Origin of the sequence: Actinoplanes ianthinogenes (genome assembly GCF_018324205.1) — a bacterium.
GTDB classification, from domain to species: domain Bacteria; phylum Actinomycetota; class Actinomycetes; order Mycobacteriales; family Micromonosporaceae; genus Actinoplanes; species Actinoplanes ianthinogenes.
Map to the genome: position 1 here is coordinate 7,180,976 of NZ_AP023356.1, position 21,411 is coordinate 7,202,386.

A 21,411-nucleotide genomic window follows, 5' to 3' on the forward strand; every position below is an offset into this window, starting at 1 on the left:
CCACTTGTGTCAATCGCTTGACACAAGAGTGGCGGCGTCCCGGTTTTGTGTCAACACAAGTTCGGTCACACTTCAGATCCGGCCCAGGCCCGGCGGGCCGCCGCGCGCGCGGCGGCCCGCTCGAAGACCGCCGCGGTGAGCCAGGCCCGCGCGAGGCGGTGCGCGTCGTGCGGGTCGAGGCGGCCGAAGACATCTCGGGTACGCCGGACGCCCGCGTGACCGAGCTCGCGGAGGACGGCGCTCGCGATGTCGAGATGCGCGGCGCTCAGCCGGCGGGCGTCGGTGCCGACACCGGTCAGGAGAGCGGCCCGGCCGGCGGCGACGACCCGTTCGACCTGGTGCCGCAGCAGGTGCAGGGGTGGCGCCGCCGGTTGGTGGTCGAGGGCGGTCGATCCGGCCAGGGCGACCGGCTCGGCGGGGATGACCGGTCCGGCTGGGGTGAGCGGTCCGGCGGGGGTGAGCGGTCCGGCGGGGGCGACCGGTCCGGTGGGGGCGATTGGTCCCTCGGCGGCGATCGGACCGGCGGGGGCGATTGGTCCGGCGGGAGCAGGCGGGTCACGGTGGGGGAGATCGGCCCGGGTGAGGACGGTGGCGCCGAGGTCGACGTGGCCGCCATGGGCCGTGGGGAGCCAGTGGGCGGCGAAGGCCACGCCATCCACTCGGCGTGGCCCGGTGAAGCGGCCGATCAGGCGGATCCGCTGACCGGTCGCGTGGGTGGCGAGCAGGCGGAGGTTGGAGACATAGGGCAGTGACGGGTCCTCGTGGACGGCGGAGACCGTGACGGTCAGGCGGTGCCGGTCGTCGGCGAGCAGCAGGCCGTGGCGGGTGGCCCCGAGGATGACGCCGTCGAGGAAGGCCAGGTCGTGCGGCGCGGGCCGGTCCTGCGCCGGGAGTGCCGCGGCTTCCAGCCAGCGGTCCGCCTGGGCGCCGGGACTCACCTCCCAGAGGGCGGTCAGCGGTGCCTCGAACCATCCCGCTCCGGCCGCGGACACCGCCTGCCGGGCCCGGCCGTGGCTGAGCCGGCCGGTCGGCGAGGCGTGTGCGTTGCTCGCCAGCAGCCCGGCCCGGGCCAAGGCGTGATGGCTGAGCCGGACCTCGCCGAGATCGACCGACGTGCGGACCGCGGCCGCGGTGGGCGGTTTGTCGGCCGGCTTGACGTCGGAGACCACCCAGAGCCGTCCGGTGCGGTCGGCGAGGTAGGTCGCCGCCCCGGCGTGCCCGGTGAGGGTCCGTACCGGTTCGCAGAAGAGGCCGTACAGCCGCAGGTCACCGACCGGTTCGTAGTCCCGGCGGGCGGTCCCCGCGGCGGCGCTGTCGCCGGCGCCGTGGGTCAGCCGGTGGCAGGCGGTGAGCAGGTCCAGCAGGTCGTCGGTGAGGTCGGTCAGGCCGAACGACGGGTCGTCCCGCCGACCGGACCGCAGCCGCTCGACGACCCGGACGGCGGCGGACGCCGGGGCGTGCAGGCCGAGCGCGCGGGCCTGGTGGACGGCTCGCAGCAGGTCGGCCTGGACGAGCGCGCCGGCGGCCGGGATGCCGCCGGCCAGTACCGCGGCCGCGGCCGACCACAGCTCCCGCGCCGCGGCGGCCTGGGCTTCGGTGACCGGCCTTGGACCATCGGTCGAGTCGTCTGCTCTGACTGGGGTGCTTGGCTCGGACGGGATGACTGGCTCGGCGGTATCACCTGTCTCGGTCAGGCAGGGCTTGGTCGAAGTGGGGGACGGCTCCGGCTCCGGCTCCGGTGGAGCGTTCGGTTCCGGCGAGGCGGTCGGCTCCGCCGAGGCGGTCGGCTTCGACGGGACCGTCGGCTCTCTTGGGGTCGTGGGTTTCGCTGGGGTCGCTGGCTCTGGTGGGGTCCTGGGTTTCGCGGGGGCCGCCGACTCTCCCGGGGCCGCCGGTTTCGCTGGGGCCGCCGTTTCAGCTGGGGCGGGCTTTTCCGGGGCCCCCGGTTTCGCTTGGCCCGGCTCTGTTGGGGTCGTCGGTTTCGGTGGGGCTGTCGCCTCCGGTGGGGCGTCGGTGTGGATCGGGGCGGCGCTGAGGACGGCGGCGCGGTGCAGGCAGCGGGGCGCCAGCAGGCAACTGCACGTCGCGTCCGCCGCCGCGGCGACCGGCACGGTGAGCGTCACCGTCGTCTGGTCGTCGGGCCGGACCGTGACCACGCCGCTCTCGGTCGAGACCGGCCAGCCGAGGGCTTGCGGGACCACCTCGTCGAGGCGTTTGCGCAAGCGGGCCGGGAGTGCCGCGACCGCCTCGGCGGTGACCAGGGGATCGACCGGTGGCAGGCTCATCGGACCCGCTCCCCGATCCACCCGGCCAGCTCGGACGGGCTCAGTGCGGCCACCGGCATCCCCGCGCCGACCAGCTGCGACGCGATTCCGGTGCTGAAGCGTGGCTGCCCCTTGTCGTTCAGGCTGGCGCACCCGAGCAGCGTCACCCCGTCGTCGACCAGGGCCCGTGCGGCACCGAGCAGATCGGCCACCGGATAACCCTCCTCGAAGTCGCTGATCGTGATCACCAGGGTCCGGCTCGGCACGGTGGTGATCTGCCGGGCGTAGCGCAGCCCGGCCGCGATGTGCGTGCCCCCGCCGACCTTGATCTCCAGCAGCAGCGACAGCGCGTCGGTGACCCGGTCGGTCAGGTCGATGACCTCGGTCGAGAACGTGACGAAGTGAGTGCGCAACGCCGGCACCCCGGCCAGCACCGACGCGGTGAGCGCCGCCCAGATGGTCGACTCCTCCATCGACCCGGAGACGTCGACCAGCAGGATCACCTGCCAGTCCACATTGCGCCGCCCGGGGCTGCGGAACACCGGCCGGTCCGGGATGATCCGCGGCCGCCCGGCCGGGTCGGTCCGTACCGTGTGCAGGTTCTGCCGCACGGTGGCGGCCAGGTCCAGGCGCCCGGACGGCCGGCGGGTCGGCCGGGGCGTGCCGAGCCCGGTCAGCGCGGGCCGGATCCGCCGCGCCAACTGTGCGGTGAGCTCGGCGGTGAGCCGGGCGACCAGCGGCCGGAGCTTCGCCAGCCGGGCCTCCGGCAGGCCGCCGGCCATCGACAGCACCGCGTGCAGCAGGTCGATCGAGGGCCGGACCTGCTCGGGGTCCGCCGCGAGCACGGCGTCGAGCCGGCCGCGTTCCGCGGCGCGGGCCAGCACTTCGTCCCGCACCGCGGTCCCGAAGAGATCCTCCAGGTCCGCCAGCCAGTCACGGATTTCCGGGTACGCCCGCTCCCGCCCCCCACCAGCCGCCCCGCCCGAGTCCACGGTGTAGGCGCCCTCGCCCCGCCCGGCCCCGTAGAGCTCGTCGAGCGCCGCGGCCATCCGGCGCTGCTCAGGCTCCAGGTGCTCGCTCTCCCGCCCGAGCAACAGCCGCCACCGCTGCCCCGGCGAGATCCGCCCCCACCCGCCACCGTGTTCCCCCTCAGCCGCGCCGGGAGTGGCGGCGGTGTCGGTGAGGTCGGTGGCCGCGCCGGGAGCGGGGGCGGTGTCGGTGGGGTCGGTGGCCGCGCCGGGAGCGGGGGCGGTGTCGGTGGGGTCGGTGGCCGCGCCGGGAGTGGCGGTGGTGTCGGTGGGGTCGGTGGCCGCGCCGGGAGCGGGGGCGGTGTCGGTGGGGTCGGTGGCCGCGCCGGGAGCGGGGGCGGTGTCGGTGGGGTCGGTGGCCGCGCCGGGAGTGGCGGTGGTGTCGGTGGGGTCGGTGGCCGCGCCGGGAGCGGGGGCGGTGTCGGTGGGGTCGGTGGCCGCGCCGGGAGCGGGGGCGGTGTCGGTGGGGTCGGTGGCCGCGCCGGGAGTGGCGGTGGTGTCGGTGAGGTCGGTGGCCGCGCCGGGAGCGGGGGCGGTGTCGGTGGGGTCGGTGGCCGCGCCGGGAGTGGGGGCGGTGTTGGCGGGGTGGGTGGTCGCGCCGGGAGTGGCGGTGGTGTTGGCGGGGTGGATGGCCACGCCGGGAGTGGGGGTCGCCGCGCCGGGAGTGGGGGCGGTGTTGGCGGGGTGGGTGGCCGCGCCGGGAGTGGCGGTGGTGTTGGCGGGGTGGATGGCCACGCCGGGAGTGGGGGTCGCCGCGCCGGGAGTGGGGGCGGTGTTGGCGGGGTGGGTGGCCGCGCCGGGAGTGGCGGTGGTGTTGGCGGGGTGGATGGCCACGCCGGGAGTGGGGGTCGCCGCGCCGGGAGTGGGGGCGGTGTTGGCCGGGTGGGTGGCCGCGCCGGGAGTGGGGGTGGCGTCGGTGGGGTGGATGGTTGGGCCGGGAGTGGGGGTGGTGTTGGCGCGGTCGGTGGTTGCGCCGGGAGTGGGGGTGGCGTCGGTGGGGAGGGCAGCCGGACCGGGAGCAGGGCTGGTGTCAGTGGGGTGGGTGGCCGCGCCGGGAGTGGGGCTGGCGTCGGTGGGGAGTGCAACCGGACCGGCAGTGGAGGCGGCTGCGTCGGCAGGACCGGTGGCCGCGCCGGGAGTGAGCGGGCGCGAGCCGTGAGTCAGCGCGGGCGCGGCGGCAGCGATGGTCGACGAGCCGCCAGTGAGCGCCGGCGCGCCGGGAGCCAGCCCGAGGGCGTCCAACGCGGCCAGCCCCGCCCGATCGGCGGCGATCCAACTCGCCAAAGTGACCGCGTCCGCCGACAGGCGATCGTCGACCGTGCCGTGCCGCTCGCCCACCGTCCGCAGGAGGCGGTCCCGATCCCCCGGACTCAGCACGTCGAAGCCGCCCCGCAAGCCCGGCAACCGCCGCACGAACGCGTCGTCCGGCATCCGCTCCACCGTGTCCAGCAGCGGATCCAGGAAGTCGCCCCCCGCCTGCAACAACGCCCCCGTGACACTGAGCGCGCCCCGCAGCCGGTCGACGGCCCGCTTGTCCGGCGCGTCGGCCCACGACGCCAGCCGCGTGCCGAACGCCTCCGCCGTCTCGTGGTCGAGCAGCACCCCGACCGCACTGGCCGCCCCGCTCATCAGCGGCGACCCGTCCCGGACCAGGCCACGGACCGCCCGGCCGAGCCGCAGCCGCCGCCCCGCCTCGTCCGCGGACTGGACGAGATCGAGCAACGCCCGGGCATCCTCCACGCGGTCGGAACCGGCGAGCCCGTCGACCGCCGCCACCGCCGCCGCGTGCAGTTCCTCGCGTGCCGGGACCAGCCCGTCGAGCGGCTCGGTCAAGCCCGGGACGTGCCCCCGCTCGATCCGCCCGAGCAGGTGCACCGCCGCGATGATCTGCTGGATGGCGCCGCCCTGGCAGACGGCTCGGCGTACGTCGGAAAGCCGTGCGACAGCGAGCTCCGGCAGACCGCAAGCCGCCGCTTCCGCCAGGCCCGTCAGGGCCTGATCCGGGGTCGGGCCACCGGCCCGTTCCTCCCGGCGGCGGCGCGCGGCCAGCATGCCCGCCGCCGCCTGGGCCAGGGTGACGCCGTGCAGGCCGGCCAGGGCCAGCGCCGCGTCGGTGCTCGGCGTCCACCGCGCCTGCCAGGTGGTCGTCAGCGTCTCGCCACCGGCGACCGGCCCGGCCGGACCCGCCTCGGCGTAGGGTGCGCCGCACCCCGCCAGCCGGCGAATCGCCAGCTCACGGGCACGGTCGGTGGGGGAGCGCAGTGGGTCGAGCCGGATCCGCCGGCTCGGGTCGCCGGGGCCGGGCAGTTTCAGGGCGGCCAGTTCCCGTTCGACGGCCGGGCGCAGCCCGGTGACCGGCGCTCCGGCGGGCAGACGGCCACGCCGCCGGCCGATCAGCACGTCCGCCATGGCCTGCGCCACGGTGCGGCCGGCGCCGGTCGGCGAGCCCTGGGCCAGCACCGTCTGCAACGCCTCGACCAGCTCGCCGCGCCCGGGTGCGGGCAGCCCGCGCAACCCGGCCAGGTCGCCGGCCAGCCGGGCCACCTCGGCCGCCTCGCCCGGCCCGGCCGGCTGTTTCCGCTCGCGCAGCGCCCGGGTCACCTCGACGGCGAACCGGTCCGCCGCCGCCCGGACCCGCCCCGGCGCGGCGCCACCCTCGAACACCGCCTGCTGCCAGCGCGGATCCCGGATCCCGGCCGGATACCCGGACCGGGCGTCGAGCAGGTCGAAGGTGTAGGGCACCAGCGACACCACCGGCTCCGGCCCGCGGATCGCCGGCTCGCCGGCGAGCGGAAGCGACGGGTCGAGGAGGGCGGGCGCGTGGAAGGCGCCGATCACCGCGGCAACCCTTCCTCCGGTACGCCCCAGCACCGCCCGCATCCAAGCCTCCCGCCGCAGGTCAACGGGGTCGATCCCGTCCCGCCCGGCGTCCTGTCGCAGCGCCCACCCGGCCGCCAGCGCCGCCCGCCGCACCGCCTCCGGCGAACTGCCCGGCGCCGCCGCCTCGATCCACCGGTCCCACAGGTCGTCCCCGGCCCGCCCGGACACCGTGGCGTGCACCGCCGCGCCGAGCCCGGGCCCCGAACCGTCCGCGGTCGCGGTCACCCGCCGGCCGGCCGCCCAGCCCGGATCGGTCAGCGGCAGGTCCCCGCAGACCACCGGCACGTCGTGGGCCCGCGCCCAGCGAACCGCGGCCAGCTCCGGGCTGAAGTCGGCGAACGGGTAGAACGCGAGAGCCCCGTCCGTCCCGGCCGCCGCGAGCGCCACCGGCGCGACGGTGCCCGGATCGGCCAGCCACGTGATCCACGACTGCATCTCGGCGGGCAGCTCGACCAGCACCGTCGCCGGCCGGAACGCGTCGAGCAGGGCCGGCACCGCCGCGGCCAGCACCGGCGAGTGGTGGCGCACGCCGATCAGCTGGACCCGCCCGTCCCCGGCGAGCCCGTCGACCGCCTCCCGCGGGCCCGGTTCAGTCCTGGAGGACATCGCGGTGTTCCCACAGCTGGCGCCACATCCGCGAACCGGCCTCGGCCCGCCGCCGCAGCGCGCCGTCCCAGTACGCCAGCAACCGCCCCGCATCCGCCGGGTCGTCCTTCCGCACCACCCCGAGCAGGTGACCGGGCAGCAGCGACAACGGATCCGGACCGGGCAGGTACGCCGCCGCCAGCCCGATCGACGCCGCCACCGCCACCGCCTCGGCCGTGCTCATCACCGACGACGGCCGCTCCACCGCCCACCCCTCGGCGCTCCGCCCGGTCCGCAGGTCCCGGAACGCGGTGACCAGCGTCTCCAGCACCGCCTCGTCCACCGCGAACCGGGCGCCGCCCCGCTCCACCGAGGCCCGCGCCTGCCGGGTGACCAGGGCGACCTCCGCGTCCAGGTCGGCGATCGGCGGCACCACCTCGAAGTTGAACCGCCGCTTGAGCGCCGCCGACATCTCGGACACCCCGCGGTCGCGCAGGTTGGCCGTGGCGATCAGGCAGAACCCGGGCACGGCGTACCCGACCGCCCCGTCCTGCCCGGCCAGCTCCGGCACGCTGATCCGCCGCTCCGACATGATCGACACCAGGGCGTCCTGGACCTCCGGCAGGCACCGGGTGATCTCCTCGACCCGGGCCACCGCGCCGGTGGTCATCGCGGTCAGCACCGGCGAGGGCACCAGCGACTCCGGAGACGGGCCCTGGGCGAGCAGCAACGCGTAGTTCCAGCCGTACCGCAGCTGGTCCTCGGTGGTGCCGGCAGTGCCCTGCACGGCCAGCGCGCTGGTCCCGCAGATCGCCGCCGCCAGCAGCTCGGACAGCATCGACTTCGCGGTGCCCGGCTCGCCGACCAGCAGCAGCCCGCGCTCGCCGGCCAGGGTGACGACGCACCGCTCGACCAGGGCCCGCTCCCCGACGAACTTCGGCTCGATCACCCGTTTGCCGCCCGGCCCGTCGACCGGCATCCCGCCGGACCCGGCGATGAAGGTGACCACCGAGCGCGGCGTCAGCCGCCACGCCGGCGGCCGTGGACCGTCGTCGGCGCCGGCGAGAAAGGCCAGCTCATCGGCGTACCGATGCTCGGGCGGGTCGATCTGGCGGGTCGCGGTCACGGCTTCTCCCGGAGGTCGTGGTAACGGGGCGGGTCACCGGCGACGACCCGGCCCCAGGCGGTACGGAACAGCTCCGGCAACGACATCGGCACGATCCGCACGTGCCCGGCCTCGGCGTACATGCTCTGCTTCCAGGTCTCCACCGGCAGTCGCGGGGCCCGCTCCTCCTGCCAGCCGCCGGGCAGGAAGACCGGTCGCCCGGCGCGGGCGCGCTTGGCGGCGACCACCAGACCGGCGGTGGTGAGCGCCTGCTGGGCCGCGCGCAGGGCGGCGGTCCTCCACCCGTTCCAGCCGAGGACGGCCTTGTCGGCCGGGTCCGGCAGCGCGAGCACCTGGAGGTAGTACGCCGCCGCGGCGTCGTCGAGACCAAAGCGGTCCCGCACCTCGGCGACCAGGCCCGGAACGCTGACCCGCGGGTCGTGCGGATCGCCGGTCGCGCCGTCCGGGGTGCCGACCGCCCGGTCCATCCAGTCGGACAGCAGGATCCGGATGGCGACCGCGTTCGGCGCGCCGATGTGACCGAGCGCCGGATCGTCGGGACCGGACAGCCGGGCCGGCGCCAGGAAATGCGAAACCCGGTCCTGCCAGGCGGGGCCCTCGACCAGTACCGGGCCGACGTCGGGCAGCCGGCCCGGCTCGTGCAGTCCCTGTCCGATCAGCAGGTCCGGGTTGCGCAGCCGCTCCCGGACCAGCCGCAACGCCTCGGGCAGCGCGGCGCGCAGCGGGTCGCCCCACGGCAGCCGGTAGGCCAGCCAGGGCAGGGCGGTCCCGGCGTCGCGCAGGTAGGTGTGTTCGAACGGCTCGCCCCGATCGGACTCGGTGCGCGACCGCCAGGCGTCCACCAGGACGGTCCGCCCGTCGGTGTTCAGCCAGTCACCGGGTGCGGGCGCGGCGATCGCCGCCAGCACGGCAGCCGCCCGCGACGCGTCGATCACCCGGGCCAGCTCGGCGACCAGTTCGTCCGGCACGGCGGCCCGCCGTCCCCGCAGCGCGATCCACTTCCCCGCGACCGCCGGCACCTCCGGCCCGCGCTCCCAGAGATCCGCCGGATCGGCGGGCATGGCCGCGTCGAGCAGCGCCACCCGCTCCGCGAAGCTCAGCTCCCGCAGCCCGGCCCGTCCGGTGGTGGCGACGGCCGCGCTGATCCCCAGCGTGGCGCGCTGCTCGGCGGTCAGATAAGGGGTGTCCGCGGCGGCCATCCCGGGCAGGCCGGCGAGCAGCAGCACCGCCTCGCCCCGGCCCATGCCGGTCGCGGCGGCGAGGCCCTCGGCGGCGGCCGGCCGCCACGGCACGGGTCCGCGCTCGGCGAGCAGAGCCAGGAACGCGGTCAGCCGGGTGCCGCTGAGCCGCCCGGTGGGCCGTGCCTCGGCGTGCACGGTCACTCCCTCCGGCAGTGAGAACACGCCGTCCGGAGCGACCTGGATCATGCCGCGCCGCCACTGACCGGCGCCGGGCGCGGCTTGGTACCGGCCGGGTGGAAAGAGCACCGTCAGGTGACCGGCGTCCCGATGGACATCGACCCGGGCGACCTCCATCCGCTCCTCGACCACCTCCAGCACCCGCAGCGGCGGCCCGGACCCGTCCAGCGGTGTCCCGGCGATCGCCCCGAGGAAGGCAACCAGGGCCGCCCGATCGGCCGCACCGGTCACCGGGGACGCCGCCCGCAGCGCGACCGCGCCGAGTCCGCCGAGCAGTCCCGGCCAGGTCGCGCCGACCGCGGGCAGACCGGCGGGGTCGGTGGTGTCCGGCGCGGCGAGCAGGGCGGCGACCCCGGCGACCTGCTCCAGGACCTGGTGCCGGGCCGCCGCCGAGTGGCTGTAGTAGGTGCGTTCCGAGCCGGCCAGCCCGTCCCAAGCCTTGCGCAGCGCGTCGTCGGCCACGGTCGGCGCGGGCGCCGGGCCGGTCGCCGGCGCTGCCGGGGGCGTCAGGTGGCCGGGGACGGTGGCGATGCGGCGACGCAGCCGGATCGCACGAGTGACCACCTCGGCGACCCGATCCCGCAAGACGACGGCGGTGACCGCCGGCAGGTGAGCCGCGAGGTTGGCGGCGACCGCCTCCCGGAGCGCGATGGTCCCGGTCACCGCGTCGTCCACGGCCAGGAGCGCGGCCGCGGTGGTCTCATCGAGGGCGCGCAGTGCGGCGGAGCCCGCCTCGTCCCGCGCCCGCATCGCGTGCCACCAGGCCAGCGGAGGCAGGGTGGCGGTGGTGTCCGGCTGATCGGCGAGCAGGTGCTCGCCGTCGGCCGTCCACCACCGCAGGCTCTCGTGCCGGTAGTCGCGCACCCGGGTCACCGGCAACGGCGCCGCCGCGCCGGGCAGCAGCACCGCCGCGACCAGCGTCTCCTCGCCCGCGCCGGTGCGGCCCCGCGCCAGAGCGCGCCGGGCGACAGTCACCCGGCGCCCGTCGATCCCCTCCCCGGCCTGCCCGTTCTCCGAGTCGGTGACGGTCCGCCAGCCGGTCATCCCGTCCCGGACGCCCAGCGGCGAATCGGCGAACTCGGCCGGCACCGGCCGCCACTGGCAGGCCTCCGGGACGAGCCGGTCACCGGCCGCGGCGAAGAACGCCGGCACGCTGAACCGGCCCCCGTCACCGGTCCGCGGGTCGAACTCGCGCCACCGCCACTCCCCGTTCCCGTCGGCGCCCTCGACCAGCTCACACCGCCAGTACGCCACCCCGTCCCAGGCCAGTGGCAGCGTCTCCGGGGGCAGCCGGAGATCGCCGGCGTGCAACGGCCGGGCGCCGGTGGTCAGCCCGCCGCGGGGCAGCGGCAGCGGCGCCGCCGGCACGCTCCACAGGCCCCGTCCGATCCGCAGCTCGCCCTCGAACACCTCATCCGGCTGCGCCGACCAGTAGGCGCGGACCCCGTCGACCACCGACTGCCAGGACACCAGCAACTGGTCGTCCACCAGAACACACGTCACGTACGAGTGGTGGGCGACGGCCGGCGTGCGGAACACGTGCTCGCTGATCGTGCCGTCCGGCCCGACGACCTGCGCCCGCTGCGCGTCGTGCACCACCAGCGCGGGCCAGGAGTCCCCGGCCTTGACGACGGCGAGCCGCGCGGTGGCCCGCTCGTAGGCCGGCCAGGCGAGCTCGGCCGGCAGCCCGGCCCGCAGGGTGCGGGCGAGCACGGCCGGCATGTCGACCGCCGCCAGCCGGCCGAACCCGTCCGGGGCGAGCTCCATGCCGGCCGGGGACCAGAGCGCGGCCAGCTCGCTGAGGCCGGCCTCCAACTCGGTCACCGTGCTGTCGGCGGCCTGCGCGGTGAGCTCGCCGATCAGCTCGACGAGCACCTCGCGGGCACCGGCCGCGCCGAGTGCCTCCCGCAGCGTGCGAGCGGGAAGCGCCGGACTGGTCAGCGAGCTGCCGTCGCGGAGTTGCCGGATCGCCTGGCGCACCCCCTGTCGCAGCCGGGGCCGCAGTTCCGGGTCGGCCGCGATCGCGGCGAGGTCGCGCCGGCCGGGCGTGGTGTCCCGGGCCCAGGCGGTGACGTCGAAACCGTCGTCGCGGTGCGGGCCGCCGATCCGGGCCGGCACGCCCATGGCCCGGCACAGGTCGAGCACGTCCAGGTCAACGCTCCACGGCTGGGCGGCGACGGTGAGGCCGCCCTCGGCGATCAGCCGGGGCCCCATCCGCTCGATCAGACCCAGCAACCGCACGTCGCGCCGCCGGATCCGGCGGCCACCCAGCAGACGTTCCAGCCATCGGCCGGCCGAGACCCCGGAGAGCTCGGGCGAGACCAGGTCGGCGGCCGCCCCGGTCTCCTCCAGCAGGTCGAGCCAGATCCCGGTGAAGTCGGGGTGGTGACCCGGCGGGTCCGGGACGATCTCCAGCAACCGGGACCGGACGGTGGCGTCGCGCCGCCCGAGACGGACCAGGTCCTTCCGGTACGCCTTCCACACCGACGGGTGCGACCGGCTCACCGCCGGGTACGTGAGCAGCCGGGCGACCACCTCCTCGGCTTCCCGGCCGGCGTCCAGCCCGGCCGCTTTGGCCAGCCGGGACAGGTCGGTCGCCATCGACGAGTGCGGGGTCAGGCCGCCCGCGACCCGGCGCAGCGCGAGCGTCTTGACCAGCTCGTACGCCTCCGGACCGGGCTGCCGGTCGGCCACCTCCCGGGCGTACGCGGTGAGCATGGCCGCGGTCAGCGCCCCGGCGAAGGCGAACTCCAGGTGCACCTCGCGGAGCCGTTCCTCGTCCACCACCAGGCCGTGCACCCGCTCGGCGCGCCGGGCCTCGGTGAAGCAGGTCCCGGCCGGCCGCGCGTTGTCGGCGGCCAGGAAGGCCCGCCCGGCCTGCTCCCAGAAGGTCGGCAGCAACTGCGGTGCCGCGCCGTCGAGCCGCTGGGCCAGCGCGCGGTAGCCGTCCAGGGCCAGGCCCGGTTTCCGCCCGGCTGTCCGGCGCAATCGCTCCATCTCCTGGACCAGGACGAGCGCGTGCCGCCCGTGTGCCGGGTCGTGCACCAGCGCCCACGCCGGAAACCCCAGCGCCTGCCGCGGACCGTGCCCGACCTCGACCGCGCCGCCCGTGGCGAACCCGAGGAACTCCATGGTCAGGTCCTCGGCCGGCCCGACGGTGGCGCCGGTCAGCCGCACCACCGTGCGACCGTCCAGCGCCGGGTGTCGATAGGCGCGGGCGGTCACCGTGTCCCGCGTGGCGTCCGGCGCCGGGCCGGGCAGCACCGCGCCGGCCTCCAGCAGCCCGTCACTCATCGGCTTGCCTCCAGGTGGTAGCGGGGCTCGTCGCCGTCCAGAACGCGGGCCCAGGCCATGCCGAACTGCCGGGGCAGCGACGTCAGCACCAGCAGCGTCCCGTCCAGGTCGGCCAGCCCTCGCAGCTTCCAGGTCTCGACCGGCCGGTGCGGCGCCCGGGCCGGACGCCACGCACCGGGCAGGAACACCGGCCGGCCGGCCCGTTCCCGTTTGCCGGCCACCACCAGCCCGGCGTCGATCAGCGCCTGCTGTGCCCGGCGCAGCTCGGCGGGTTTCCAGCCGTTCCAGCCCTGGACCGCCTTGTCCGTCGGATCCGGCAGCGCGAGCACCTGCAAGTAGTACGCCGCCGCGCCGGCGTCCAGCCCGTGCCGCTGCCGCACCTCGTCGACCACCGCGGGCAGGCTGACCCGCGGGTCGCGGGGATCACCGGCGGCGCCCTCCGGGGTGGTCACCGCGTGCTCGATCAGCCCGGACAGCAGGATCCGGATCGCCACCGCCAGGTCTTTGCCGACCATGCCGATCGCCGGGTCGTCCGGCCCGGTCAGACGCGCCGGCGCGAGGGTGACCGAGACGTGCCCGCTGTCCTCCTCGACGAGGAGCGCCGGACCGGCTTCGGGGCGGTGCTCCCGCCGGTACCACGCCTGGCCGACCCGCAGGTCCGGGTCGCGCAGCCGCTCGCGGACCAGCCGCAGCGCCTCCGGCAGCGCGGCGCGCAGCGGGTCGTCCCAGGTCAGGTTGTAGGCCAGCCAGGGGAGCGCGATCGCGGCGGCCCGCAGGTGGTCCTCGTCGAAGAGCCCGTCGGTGGTCAGCCAGTCACCGGGACCCGGCGCCGCGATCACCCGCAGCAGCTCACCCGCCGGCGGCGTGCCGACGAGGCGGGCCAGTCCGGCGACCAGGTCGTCCGGCACGGCGGCACGGCGGCCCCGGATGGCGAGCCAGGCCGCGGCGATCGCGGCCACGTCGGGCCCCCGCTCCCACAGGGCGGCCGGGTCGGCCGGCATCGCCGCGTCCAGCAGCGCGACCCGCTGGGCGTGGCTCAGGTCGCGCAGGCCGCTCCGGGCCTCCCTGGCCTGGGTGGCGGTCAGGCCGAGCAGGGTGCGCTGGCCGGCGCTCAGGAACGCCGCCTCCCGCCGGTCGATCCCGGGCAGCCCGGCGAGCAGCAGGATCGCCTGGGCCCGGGACATCCCGGTCGCCTCGGCCAGGTCCGTGGCCGCCTCCGGCCGCCAGGGGACCGGACCGCGTTCGTCGAGCAGTTCGAGGTACGCCCCCAGCCGCCGGCCGCCGAGCCGCCCGCTGGGCCGGAACGCCTCGCGCACCTCCCGCCCGGGCCCGCCGGGCAGCGTGAACACCCCGTCCGGCGCCAGCTGGACCGCACCGCGCAACCAGCAGTGACTCGCCTCGTACTCATACCCGTGGCACGGGAACAGCACGGTGAGCCGTCCCCCGTCCCGCATCCCCCGGACCGGGGTGTCGATGCTCTGCTCCTCGCCCACCTCCAGCACCTGGACCGGCGCCCCGCCCCCGTCGAGCGGCGTCCCGGAGATCAGGTGGAGCAGCACGGCCAGCGCGGTCCGGTCCGCGTCCGGGGTGGCCGGGGACGCCGCCCGCAGCGCGACCGCGCCGAGGCCGGCCAGCAGCGGCGCCCAGGCCGGGACGACCGGCGGGATCAGCCCCGGCTCGGCCGCGTCCGGGTCGGCCAGGATCGCGCCGACCGCGGCCACCTGGGACAGCAGGCTGCTCTGGCGCCCCCCGCAGGTCCAGCCGGTGAGTCCGTCCCACGCCGTGGTGAGCGCCTCGTCGGTGATCGTCGAGTGCTCCGGTTCGGCCGTGTCCGACCCGGTCAGCTCGCGGACCAGACCGCGCACGGGCGCGGGCAGGCCGGTCGCGTCGAGCGGATCGTATGCCCGGTCGAGCGCGTGGCGCAGGCTGAGCAGCAGGCGTGCCCGCAACTCCGGGTCGGCCACGACCGCGGCCAGGTCACGGCGGCCGGCGCCGGTGTCGGCCACCCACTCGTCGATCGCGAATCCGAAATCCGCGCGGGTGGCGCCGATGTCGACCGGCACCCCCGCGGCCACGCAGACGTCGAGGACGTCGAGGTCGACCAGGGAGGGGTAGGGCGCCAGCGTGGCGCCGCCCTCGGCGATCAGCCGGGGCGCCAGCCGCTCGACCAGCCCGAGCAGCGCCGCCTGCCGGCCACGGCCGGAGTGATAGTGGCTCAGGCCGAGGAACCTCTCGAGCCAGCGGGCGGCCGGGACGCCGGCGTCCCCGCTGACCAGGTCGTCGGCCGCCCCGGTGGCCTCCAGCAGCTCCAGCCACTGGTCGCGCATGTCGGTCCGCCAGCCCGGCGGGTCCGGCAGGACCTCCAGCAGCCGGGTCCGCAGCCCGGCGTCCCGCTTGCCGAGGCGGATCAGCACCGGGCGGAGGGCTTTCCACACCGCCGGGTGCGACCGGAGCGTCGACGGAGCGGCCAGCAGCAGCGCCACCACCTCGCCGGTCTCCCGGTCGGCGTCCAGCCCGGCCGCCCTGGCGAGCCGCGCCAGGTCGGAGACCAGGCCGGCGTGCGGCGGCAGCCCGCCCGTGATCCGCCGCAGCGAGAGTGTCTTGACCAGCTCGTACGCCTCCGCGGCCGGCCGCCGTGCCGCGACCTCCCGGGCGTACGCGGTCAGCATCGTCGCGGGCAGCCCACCGGCCAGCGCGAACTCCACGTGCACGTCACGCACCCGGTCCTCGTCGACGCTCAGCCCGTGCACCTGCTCGGCCCGCCGCGCCTCGGTGAAGCAGGTCCCGGCCATCCGCGGGTTGTCGGCCGCCAGGAACGCCCGCCCGGCCTGCTCCCAGAACGTCGGCAGCAGCTCCGGCGCGGCCGCCCCGAGCCGCCGCGCCAGCGTCGCATAGCCGTCGCGCGCGTTGCCGGGCTTGTGCCGGGCCGTGCGGGCGAGCCGCTCCATGTCCTTGACCAGGGCCAGCGCCTGCCGGCCGTGCGCCGGGGCATGCACCAGCGCCCAGGCCGGGAAACCGAGCGCCGGCCGCCGCCCGTGTCCGACGGTGATCGCCCCGGCCGTGGTGCAGCCGAGGAACTCCATGCTCAGGTCCTCGGCCGGGCCGACGGTGGCGCCGGTCAGCCGCACCACGGTCCGCCCGTCCAGCGCCGGATGCCGGTAGGCGCGGGCGGTGATCGCGTCCGCGCCGTCGCCGGCCGGCGGGCCGGGCAGGATCGCCCCGGCCTCCAGCAGCGCCTCGGTCATCGCGTGTGCTCCGTCAGGTCGTGGTAGCGGGGCAGGTCGCCCGCGGTGATCCGGGACCACGCCGCGGCGAACAGCGCCGGCAGGCTCCGCGGGACGAACAGCACCTGACCGCGGTCCCGATAGAGCGGCAGTTTCCAGGTCTCGACCGGCAGCCGCGGGGCCTTGGCCGCCTGCCAGCCGCCGGGCAGGAAGACCGGCCGGGCGGCCCGCTCCCGCTTGGCCGCCACCACCAGGCCCGCCTCGGTCAGGGCGGTCTGCGCCTGGCGCAGCGCCGCGGTCTTCCAGCCGTTCCATTTCGGTACGGCCTTGTCCGTCGGATCCGGCAGCGCGAGCAACTGGAGGTAGTACGCCGCGGCGTCGGTGTCCAGCCCGAACCGCTCGCGCACCTGGTCGACCAGCTCCGGCACGCTCACCCGCGGATCGTGCGGATCCCCGGTCGCCCCGGCCGGGGTGGTCAGCGCCTCGTCGATCCAGCCGGACAGCACGATCCGCAGGGCGTCCGCGGTCGGCTCGTCGATGAAGCCGAGCGCCGGGTCGTCCGCCCCGGACAGTTTCGCCGGCGCGACGTAGACGGTCGTCCAGGTGGCGTGGTTGTTCTCCTCGACCAGGGCCGGCCCGGCGTCCGGGCGCTGCCCGGTCTGGAACCACCCGTGCCCGACCAGCAGGTCCGGGTGCCGCAGCCGTTCGCGGACCAGCCGCAGCGCCCCGGGCAGCGTGGCCCGCAGCGGATCGTCCCAGGCCAGCCTGTACGCCAGCCAGGGCAGGGCGACCGCGGCGGCGTTCAGGTGGCGCCCGTCGAACGGCACCCCGTGGTCGGCGCCCATCCGCGCGCCCTGCCCGGCCAGCAACCGGCCGTCGCTGCTCAGCCAGTCGCCGGGCGTCGGCTCGGCGATCGCCTGCACGATGCTCGCCGCCAGGTCCCGATCGACGACCCGGGCCAGCTCGGCGACCAGGTCCTCGGGCACCGGCACCCGCCGCCCGCGGATCCGGATCCACTCCCGGGCGATCGACGCCACGTCCGGCCCGTCGGTCCACAGGGCCGCCGGGTCGGTGGGCATCGCCGCGTCGATCAGAGCGACCCGTTGCGGCCCGGTCAGCGTGCGCAGGGCGGCGTGTGCCACCTTGGCGTGCGCGGCGCTCAGCCCCAGCGTGGCGCGTTGCCCGGCGGTCAGGAAGTTCGCCTCCCAGGAGGCGATCGACGGCAGCCCGGCCAGCAGCAGGACCGCCTCGGCCCGGGTCATCCCGGCGGCCTCGGCCAGCGCCTCCGCGGCGGCCGGCCGCCACGGCGCCGGCCCGCGCTCGGCGAGCAGGGTCAGGAACGCGGTCAGCCGCTCGCCGGCCAGCCGCCCGCTGGGCCGCAGCTCCTGCTCGACGGTGCACCCGGCGGGCGGGGTGAACGCGCCGTCGGCGGCGATCTGGACCACCGTCCGGTCGTCCTGGTCGCCCACCCGGAAGTAGTACCGCTGGCCGACCGGCAGCAGTGCGGTGACCTGCCCGCCGTCGCGGTGGACCGGCGCGGGCGGAGTGTTCCCCGGGTGGGTGACCGCCAGCACCCGCAGTGGCGTGCCGCCGTCCAGCGGGGTGCCGGCCACCGTGCCGAGGAACGCGGCGAGCGCCTGCCGGTCGTCGTCGCCGGTGGCCGGCGACGCCGCCCGCACCGCGAGCGCGCCCAGCCCGGCCAGGACCGGCGCCCAGTTCGGCGGGACCGCGGGCAGGGACTCCGGCTGGGCGCCGGCCAGGATCGTGCCCAGCGCGCCGACCTGGGTCAGGATGTCGTAGCGGATCTCCGGCCTGCGGTCGTAGCCGTGATACTGATCCCGGTCGAACCCGCACAGGCCGGCCCAGGCCGCCTCCAGCGCGGTGTCGGTGGCGGCCGGCGCCGGGGCGGGCGCGGCGGCCCGGTCGGTGAGGTGCCCGGGGATCTCGGCGATCCGGCGGCGCATCCGGACCGCCCGGGCCACCACCTCGACGATGCGTTCCCGCAGCGTGGAGTCGGTGACCGCGGGCAGGTGGGCGGCGACGTTGGCCTCGACGGCGGCTTTGACGTCGGCGGTGACGGTGATCTCGTCGTCGACGGCGAGCAACGCGGCCGCGGTCGGCTCGTCCAGAGCCCGCAGCGCGGCCGACCCGGCCGCGTCGCGCGCCCGCAGCCCGTGCCACCAGGCCAGCGGCGGCAGCGTGGAGGTGCCGTCGGACATCTGGGCGAGCAGGTGCCCGCCGTCCGCGGTCCAGATCTGGAGGTGCCCGCGCGGGTGGCCGGCCAGCCGGGTGACCGGCAGCGGGTCGGTCGCGCCGGGGAGCAGGACCGCGCCGCTGAGCCGGGTCGTGCCGGTGTGCTGCCCGAATCGGATCAGGGTCTGCTCCGGCACGGTGACCCGGCGGCCGTCGATGCCCTCGCCGGTCTGGTCACCGGCGGCGCTGACCTCGGCCCGCCAGCCCACCATGCCGTCGCGCCAGCCCAGCGGCGACCCGGCGAACCCGGCCGGAGCCGGGCGCAGGTGGCAGACCTCGGCGATCAGCGGCCGGTCACCGGAGGCGAGGAACGCGGGCACGCTGACCCGGCCGGCGTCGCCGGTCCGCGGGTCGAACTCCCGCCACTGCCACCGGTCGCCGTACGCCATGCCGTCGGCCGGCTCGCACCGCCAGAACGCCTGCCCGTCGGTGGCCAGCGGGTACAGCGTCGAGGGACGGTGCCGGTCACCCGGATGGATCGGCAGGGTGCCGGTGGTGGCGCCACCACCGGGCAGCGGCAGCTGCACCGTCGCGACGCCCCAGCGGGCCGGGGTGAATCGCAGGTCGCCCTCGAAGATCTCGTCCGGGCGCGACGACCAGTACGACCCGCTGGTCTCCCAGTTCCACGCCGAGACCAGCAGGTCGCCGTCGACGAGCCGGCACGCGCAGTCGCGGAACGGCTGCCCGGTGCGGGGCAGCCGGAACACGTGCTCGGTGACCCCGCCGCCCGGCGTGAGGATGTGCGCGGAATGGTGGTCGTGCACCACGAGCTCCGGCCAGGCGTCGCCGAACTGGACGCGGTGCTTCTGTTTCGCCGCCTCCTGATAGTCCGGCCAGGCCAGCTCGACCGGCAGGCCGGCTCGCAGGGTGCGGGTCACCAGGGCCGGCAGGTCGACGGTCAGCAGCCGGCGGAAGCCGTCGGGGGCGAGCGCCATCCCGGCCGGCGACCAGAGCGCGGCCAGCTCGGTCAGGTCGTAGTCGAGGCTGGCGATGGTGCCGTCACCGGCCCGCGTGGTGCGCTCGGTGAGCATCTCGACCAGCAGGTCACGGACGCCGGCCGCGCCGAACGCCTGCCGCAGCGTCTCGTCGGGCAGCGCCGGGCCGGTCAGCGAGCGGCCGTCGCGCAGCCGGGCGATCGCGGTCCGGACGCTGCGGGCCAGCACCGCGCGCCACCGGGGGTCGGCCGCGACCGCGGTCAGGTCGCGGCGGCCCGGCCGGTCGTCGCGCGCCCAGTCGTCCAGCGAGAAGTCCTGAATCGTGTCCGGCTGGCCGAAAGTGATCGGCACGCCGGCGGCCAGGCACGCGTCGAGGACGTCGAGGTCGGCGTGCCATGGGGTGCTCGCGATCCGCACACCGCCCTCGGCGGCCAGCCGGGGCAGCATCCGGCCGACCAGGTCGAGCAGTCGCGCGGAGCGCCGGTGCCGCCAGCCGGAGCGGCGCGAGGCCAGCAACCGCTCCAGCCAGCGGGCCGCGGTGCCGTCCGCGGGGCCGGTGGCGGTCAGGGCGGCGACCGCGGTGGAGTCCTCGAGCAGCTCCAGCCACTGGTCGGTGAGGTCGGTGTCGTAACCCGGCGGGTCCGGGATGATCTGCAACAGCCGGGCTCGCGCGGCGGCGTCGCGCTTGCCGAGCCGGACCAGACTCTTGCGATACGCCTTCCAGACCGACGGGTGGGAGCGGGCCACCGCCGGGTAGCCGAGCAGCCGGGCGGCCACCTCGTCGGCCTCCCGCTCGGCGTCGAGCCCGGCGGCCCTGGCGAGCCGGGCCAGGTCGGCCGCCATCGACGAGTGCGGCGGCAGCCCACCCGCCACCCGTCGCAGCGACAGGGTCTTGACCAGCTCATACGCCTCTGCGGGTGGCCGCCGGTCGACGACCTCACGGGTGTACGCGGTGAGCATCGTGGCGGTCAGCGCCCCGGCGAACGCGAACTCCAGGTGCACCTCCCGCACCCGGTCCTCGTCGATGACCAGCCCGTGCACCTGCTCGGCCCGCCGCGCCTCGGTGAAGCAGCTGCCGGCCATCCGCTTGTTGTCCCCGGACAGGAACGTGCGTCCGGCCTGCTCCCAGAACGTCGGCAGGAACTGCGGCGCGGCCAGGCCGAGCCGCTCGGCCAGCGCGCGATAGCCGTCGACCGCGGTGCCCGGCTTGCTCCGGGCGGTGCGGGCGAGCTTCTCCATCTCCTTGACCAGGGCGAGGGCGTGCCGCCCGTTCGCCGGGTCGTGGATCAGCGCCCAGGCCGGGAAGCCCAGCGCCTGCCGCACCCCGTGGCCGACGTCGGCCGAGCCGGCCGCCGCGAAGCCGAGGAACTCCATGCTCAGGTCCTCGGCCTGGCCGAGGCTCGCTCCCACCAGCCGCACCACGGTGCGGTCCCCGAGCACCGGATGCCGGTACGCCCGGGCGGTCAGCACCTCGACGTCGCTCATGCGGCCTGCTCCTCCTCGACCGCGCGGCCGGCGTGCAGGTGAGCGGCCATCCGCAGGCCCTCGGACCAGGCGACCGGCGGCACGTCGGCGATGGCCAGCTGCTCGCCGGCGGCGTCGGTGAAGGAGAGCTCGGAGAGCACCGTCTCGTAACCCGGGTCGCCGTCGCCGATCCACACCGACGCGACGACGCTGCGGCCGTCCTCCCAGATCCGGCAGACGGCGGTGCCGCCCTGCACCCGGTAGCCCGCCGAGGTGGCCCGGGTCTGCGCGTGCCGCAGCTCCTTGAACGCGGCATCGGCATAGCGCCGGAGCTCGCGCTGCTGCTCGGCCGGGTCGGCCGGCTTGTGCCAGACCTCCCGGAACAGCTGGAGGGTGCCCTGCTCGACGCCGAGGTCGGCGGCGAACTCCCGGAGGTCGTCCAGGTCGGGCAGCCGCACCGGGTGCGGGATCAGCACCTGCTCGGTGGTGATCCGGGTCGACTCGCCGTCCAGGTCGACCACGCCGAGGCCCTTGTCCTGGTCGGCGTCGCGCAGCAGGGCCGCGGCGGGGGAGTCGGCGCCGACCGGGACGACCACGAGGTCCCGCAGCACCGCCCGCCACGCCTCGTCGGCCCACACCTGCGCGATGAGCGCGACCGGCACCGGCAGCGACCGGATCATCCAGCGCTCGACCTCGGCCCGGCAGGTCTCCTCGTGCCGCTGGAGCCACTCGACCAGCTGCCGGAGACCGGCCACCGCCTCGTGATCCTTGATCGCCTTGGGCAGGCTCTTCAACGCCTTGCCCTCGCTCGTCCGGGCGATCACCCGGCGCCCGTCGATGCTGACCTCGTAGCCGGCACCCGCCGGAACCCAACCCATCGCCACCAACCCCCTCGCCGAAACGTGAGGCGGATTGTGCCAGTGGGCACCGACAGTTTTCC

General features: G+C 76.5%; 7 protein-coding genes. All 7 read right to left on the bottom strand.

Translation table 11 applies throughout. The features are described from left to right. Window positions 1-65: 65 nt before the first annotated feature. The 7 genes from Aiant_RS46675 to Aiant_RS32710 are packed head-to-tail and all read right to left on the bottom strand — an operon-like array spanning window position 66 to window position 21,349. On the bottom strand, window positions 66-2,285 hold the full coding sequence (locus Aiant_RS46675; RefSeq protein ID WP_189333514.1) for an SWIM zinc finger family protein: 2,220 nt from the start codon (window positions 2,283-2,285) through the stop codon (window positions 66-68). Further along, window positions 2,282-6,778 carry a DUF5682 family protein gene (locus Aiant_RS46060; RefSeq protein ID WP_245006629.1) on the bottom strand — a complete coding sequence of 1,499 codons (4,497 nt, stop codon included), beginning with the start codon at window positions 6,776-6,778 and terminating at the stop codon, window positions 2,282-2,284. The genes Aiant_RS46675 and Aiant_RS46060 overlap by 4 nt, the downstream gene beginning before the upstream one ends. Then, on the bottom strand, window positions 6,762-7,883 hold the full coding sequence (locus Aiant_RS32690; protein WP_189333512.1) for an ATP-binding protein: 1,122 nt from the start codon (window positions 7,881-7,883) through the stop codon (window positions 6,762-6,764). Before Aiant_RS32690 ends, Aiant_RS46060 begins: the two co-directional genes overlap by 17 nt. After that, entirely contained in the window at window positions 7,880-12,595 is a 4,716-nt protein-coding gene (locus Aiant_RS32695; protein ID WP_189333511.1) for a serine/threonine-protein kinase, read from the bottom strand. Before Aiant_RS32695 ends, Aiant_RS32690 begins: the two co-directional genes overlap by 4 nt. Next, window positions 12,592-15,840, bottom strand: a complete 3,249-nt coding sequence (locus Aiant_RS32700) for a hypothetical protein (protein WP_189333510.1) — start codon at window positions 15,838-15,840, stop codon at window positions 12,592-12,594. Before Aiant_RS32700 ends, Aiant_RS32695 begins: the two co-directional genes overlap by 4 nt. Next, window positions 15,837-20,492, bottom strand: a complete 4,656-nt coding sequence (locus tag Aiant_RS32705; RefSeq protein ID WP_189333509.1) for a hypothetical protein — start codon at window positions 20,490-20,492, stop codon at window positions 15,837-15,839. Before Aiant_RS32705 ends, Aiant_RS32700 begins: the two co-directional genes overlap by 4 nt. Further along, entirely contained in the window at window positions 20,489-21,349 is an 861-nt protein-coding gene (locus Aiant_RS32710; RefSeq protein WP_189333508.1) for a DUF4132 domain-containing protein, read from the bottom strand. Before Aiant_RS32710 ends, Aiant_RS32705 begins: the two co-directional genes overlap by 4 nt. Window positions 21,350-21,411 lie beyond the last annotated feature (62 nt).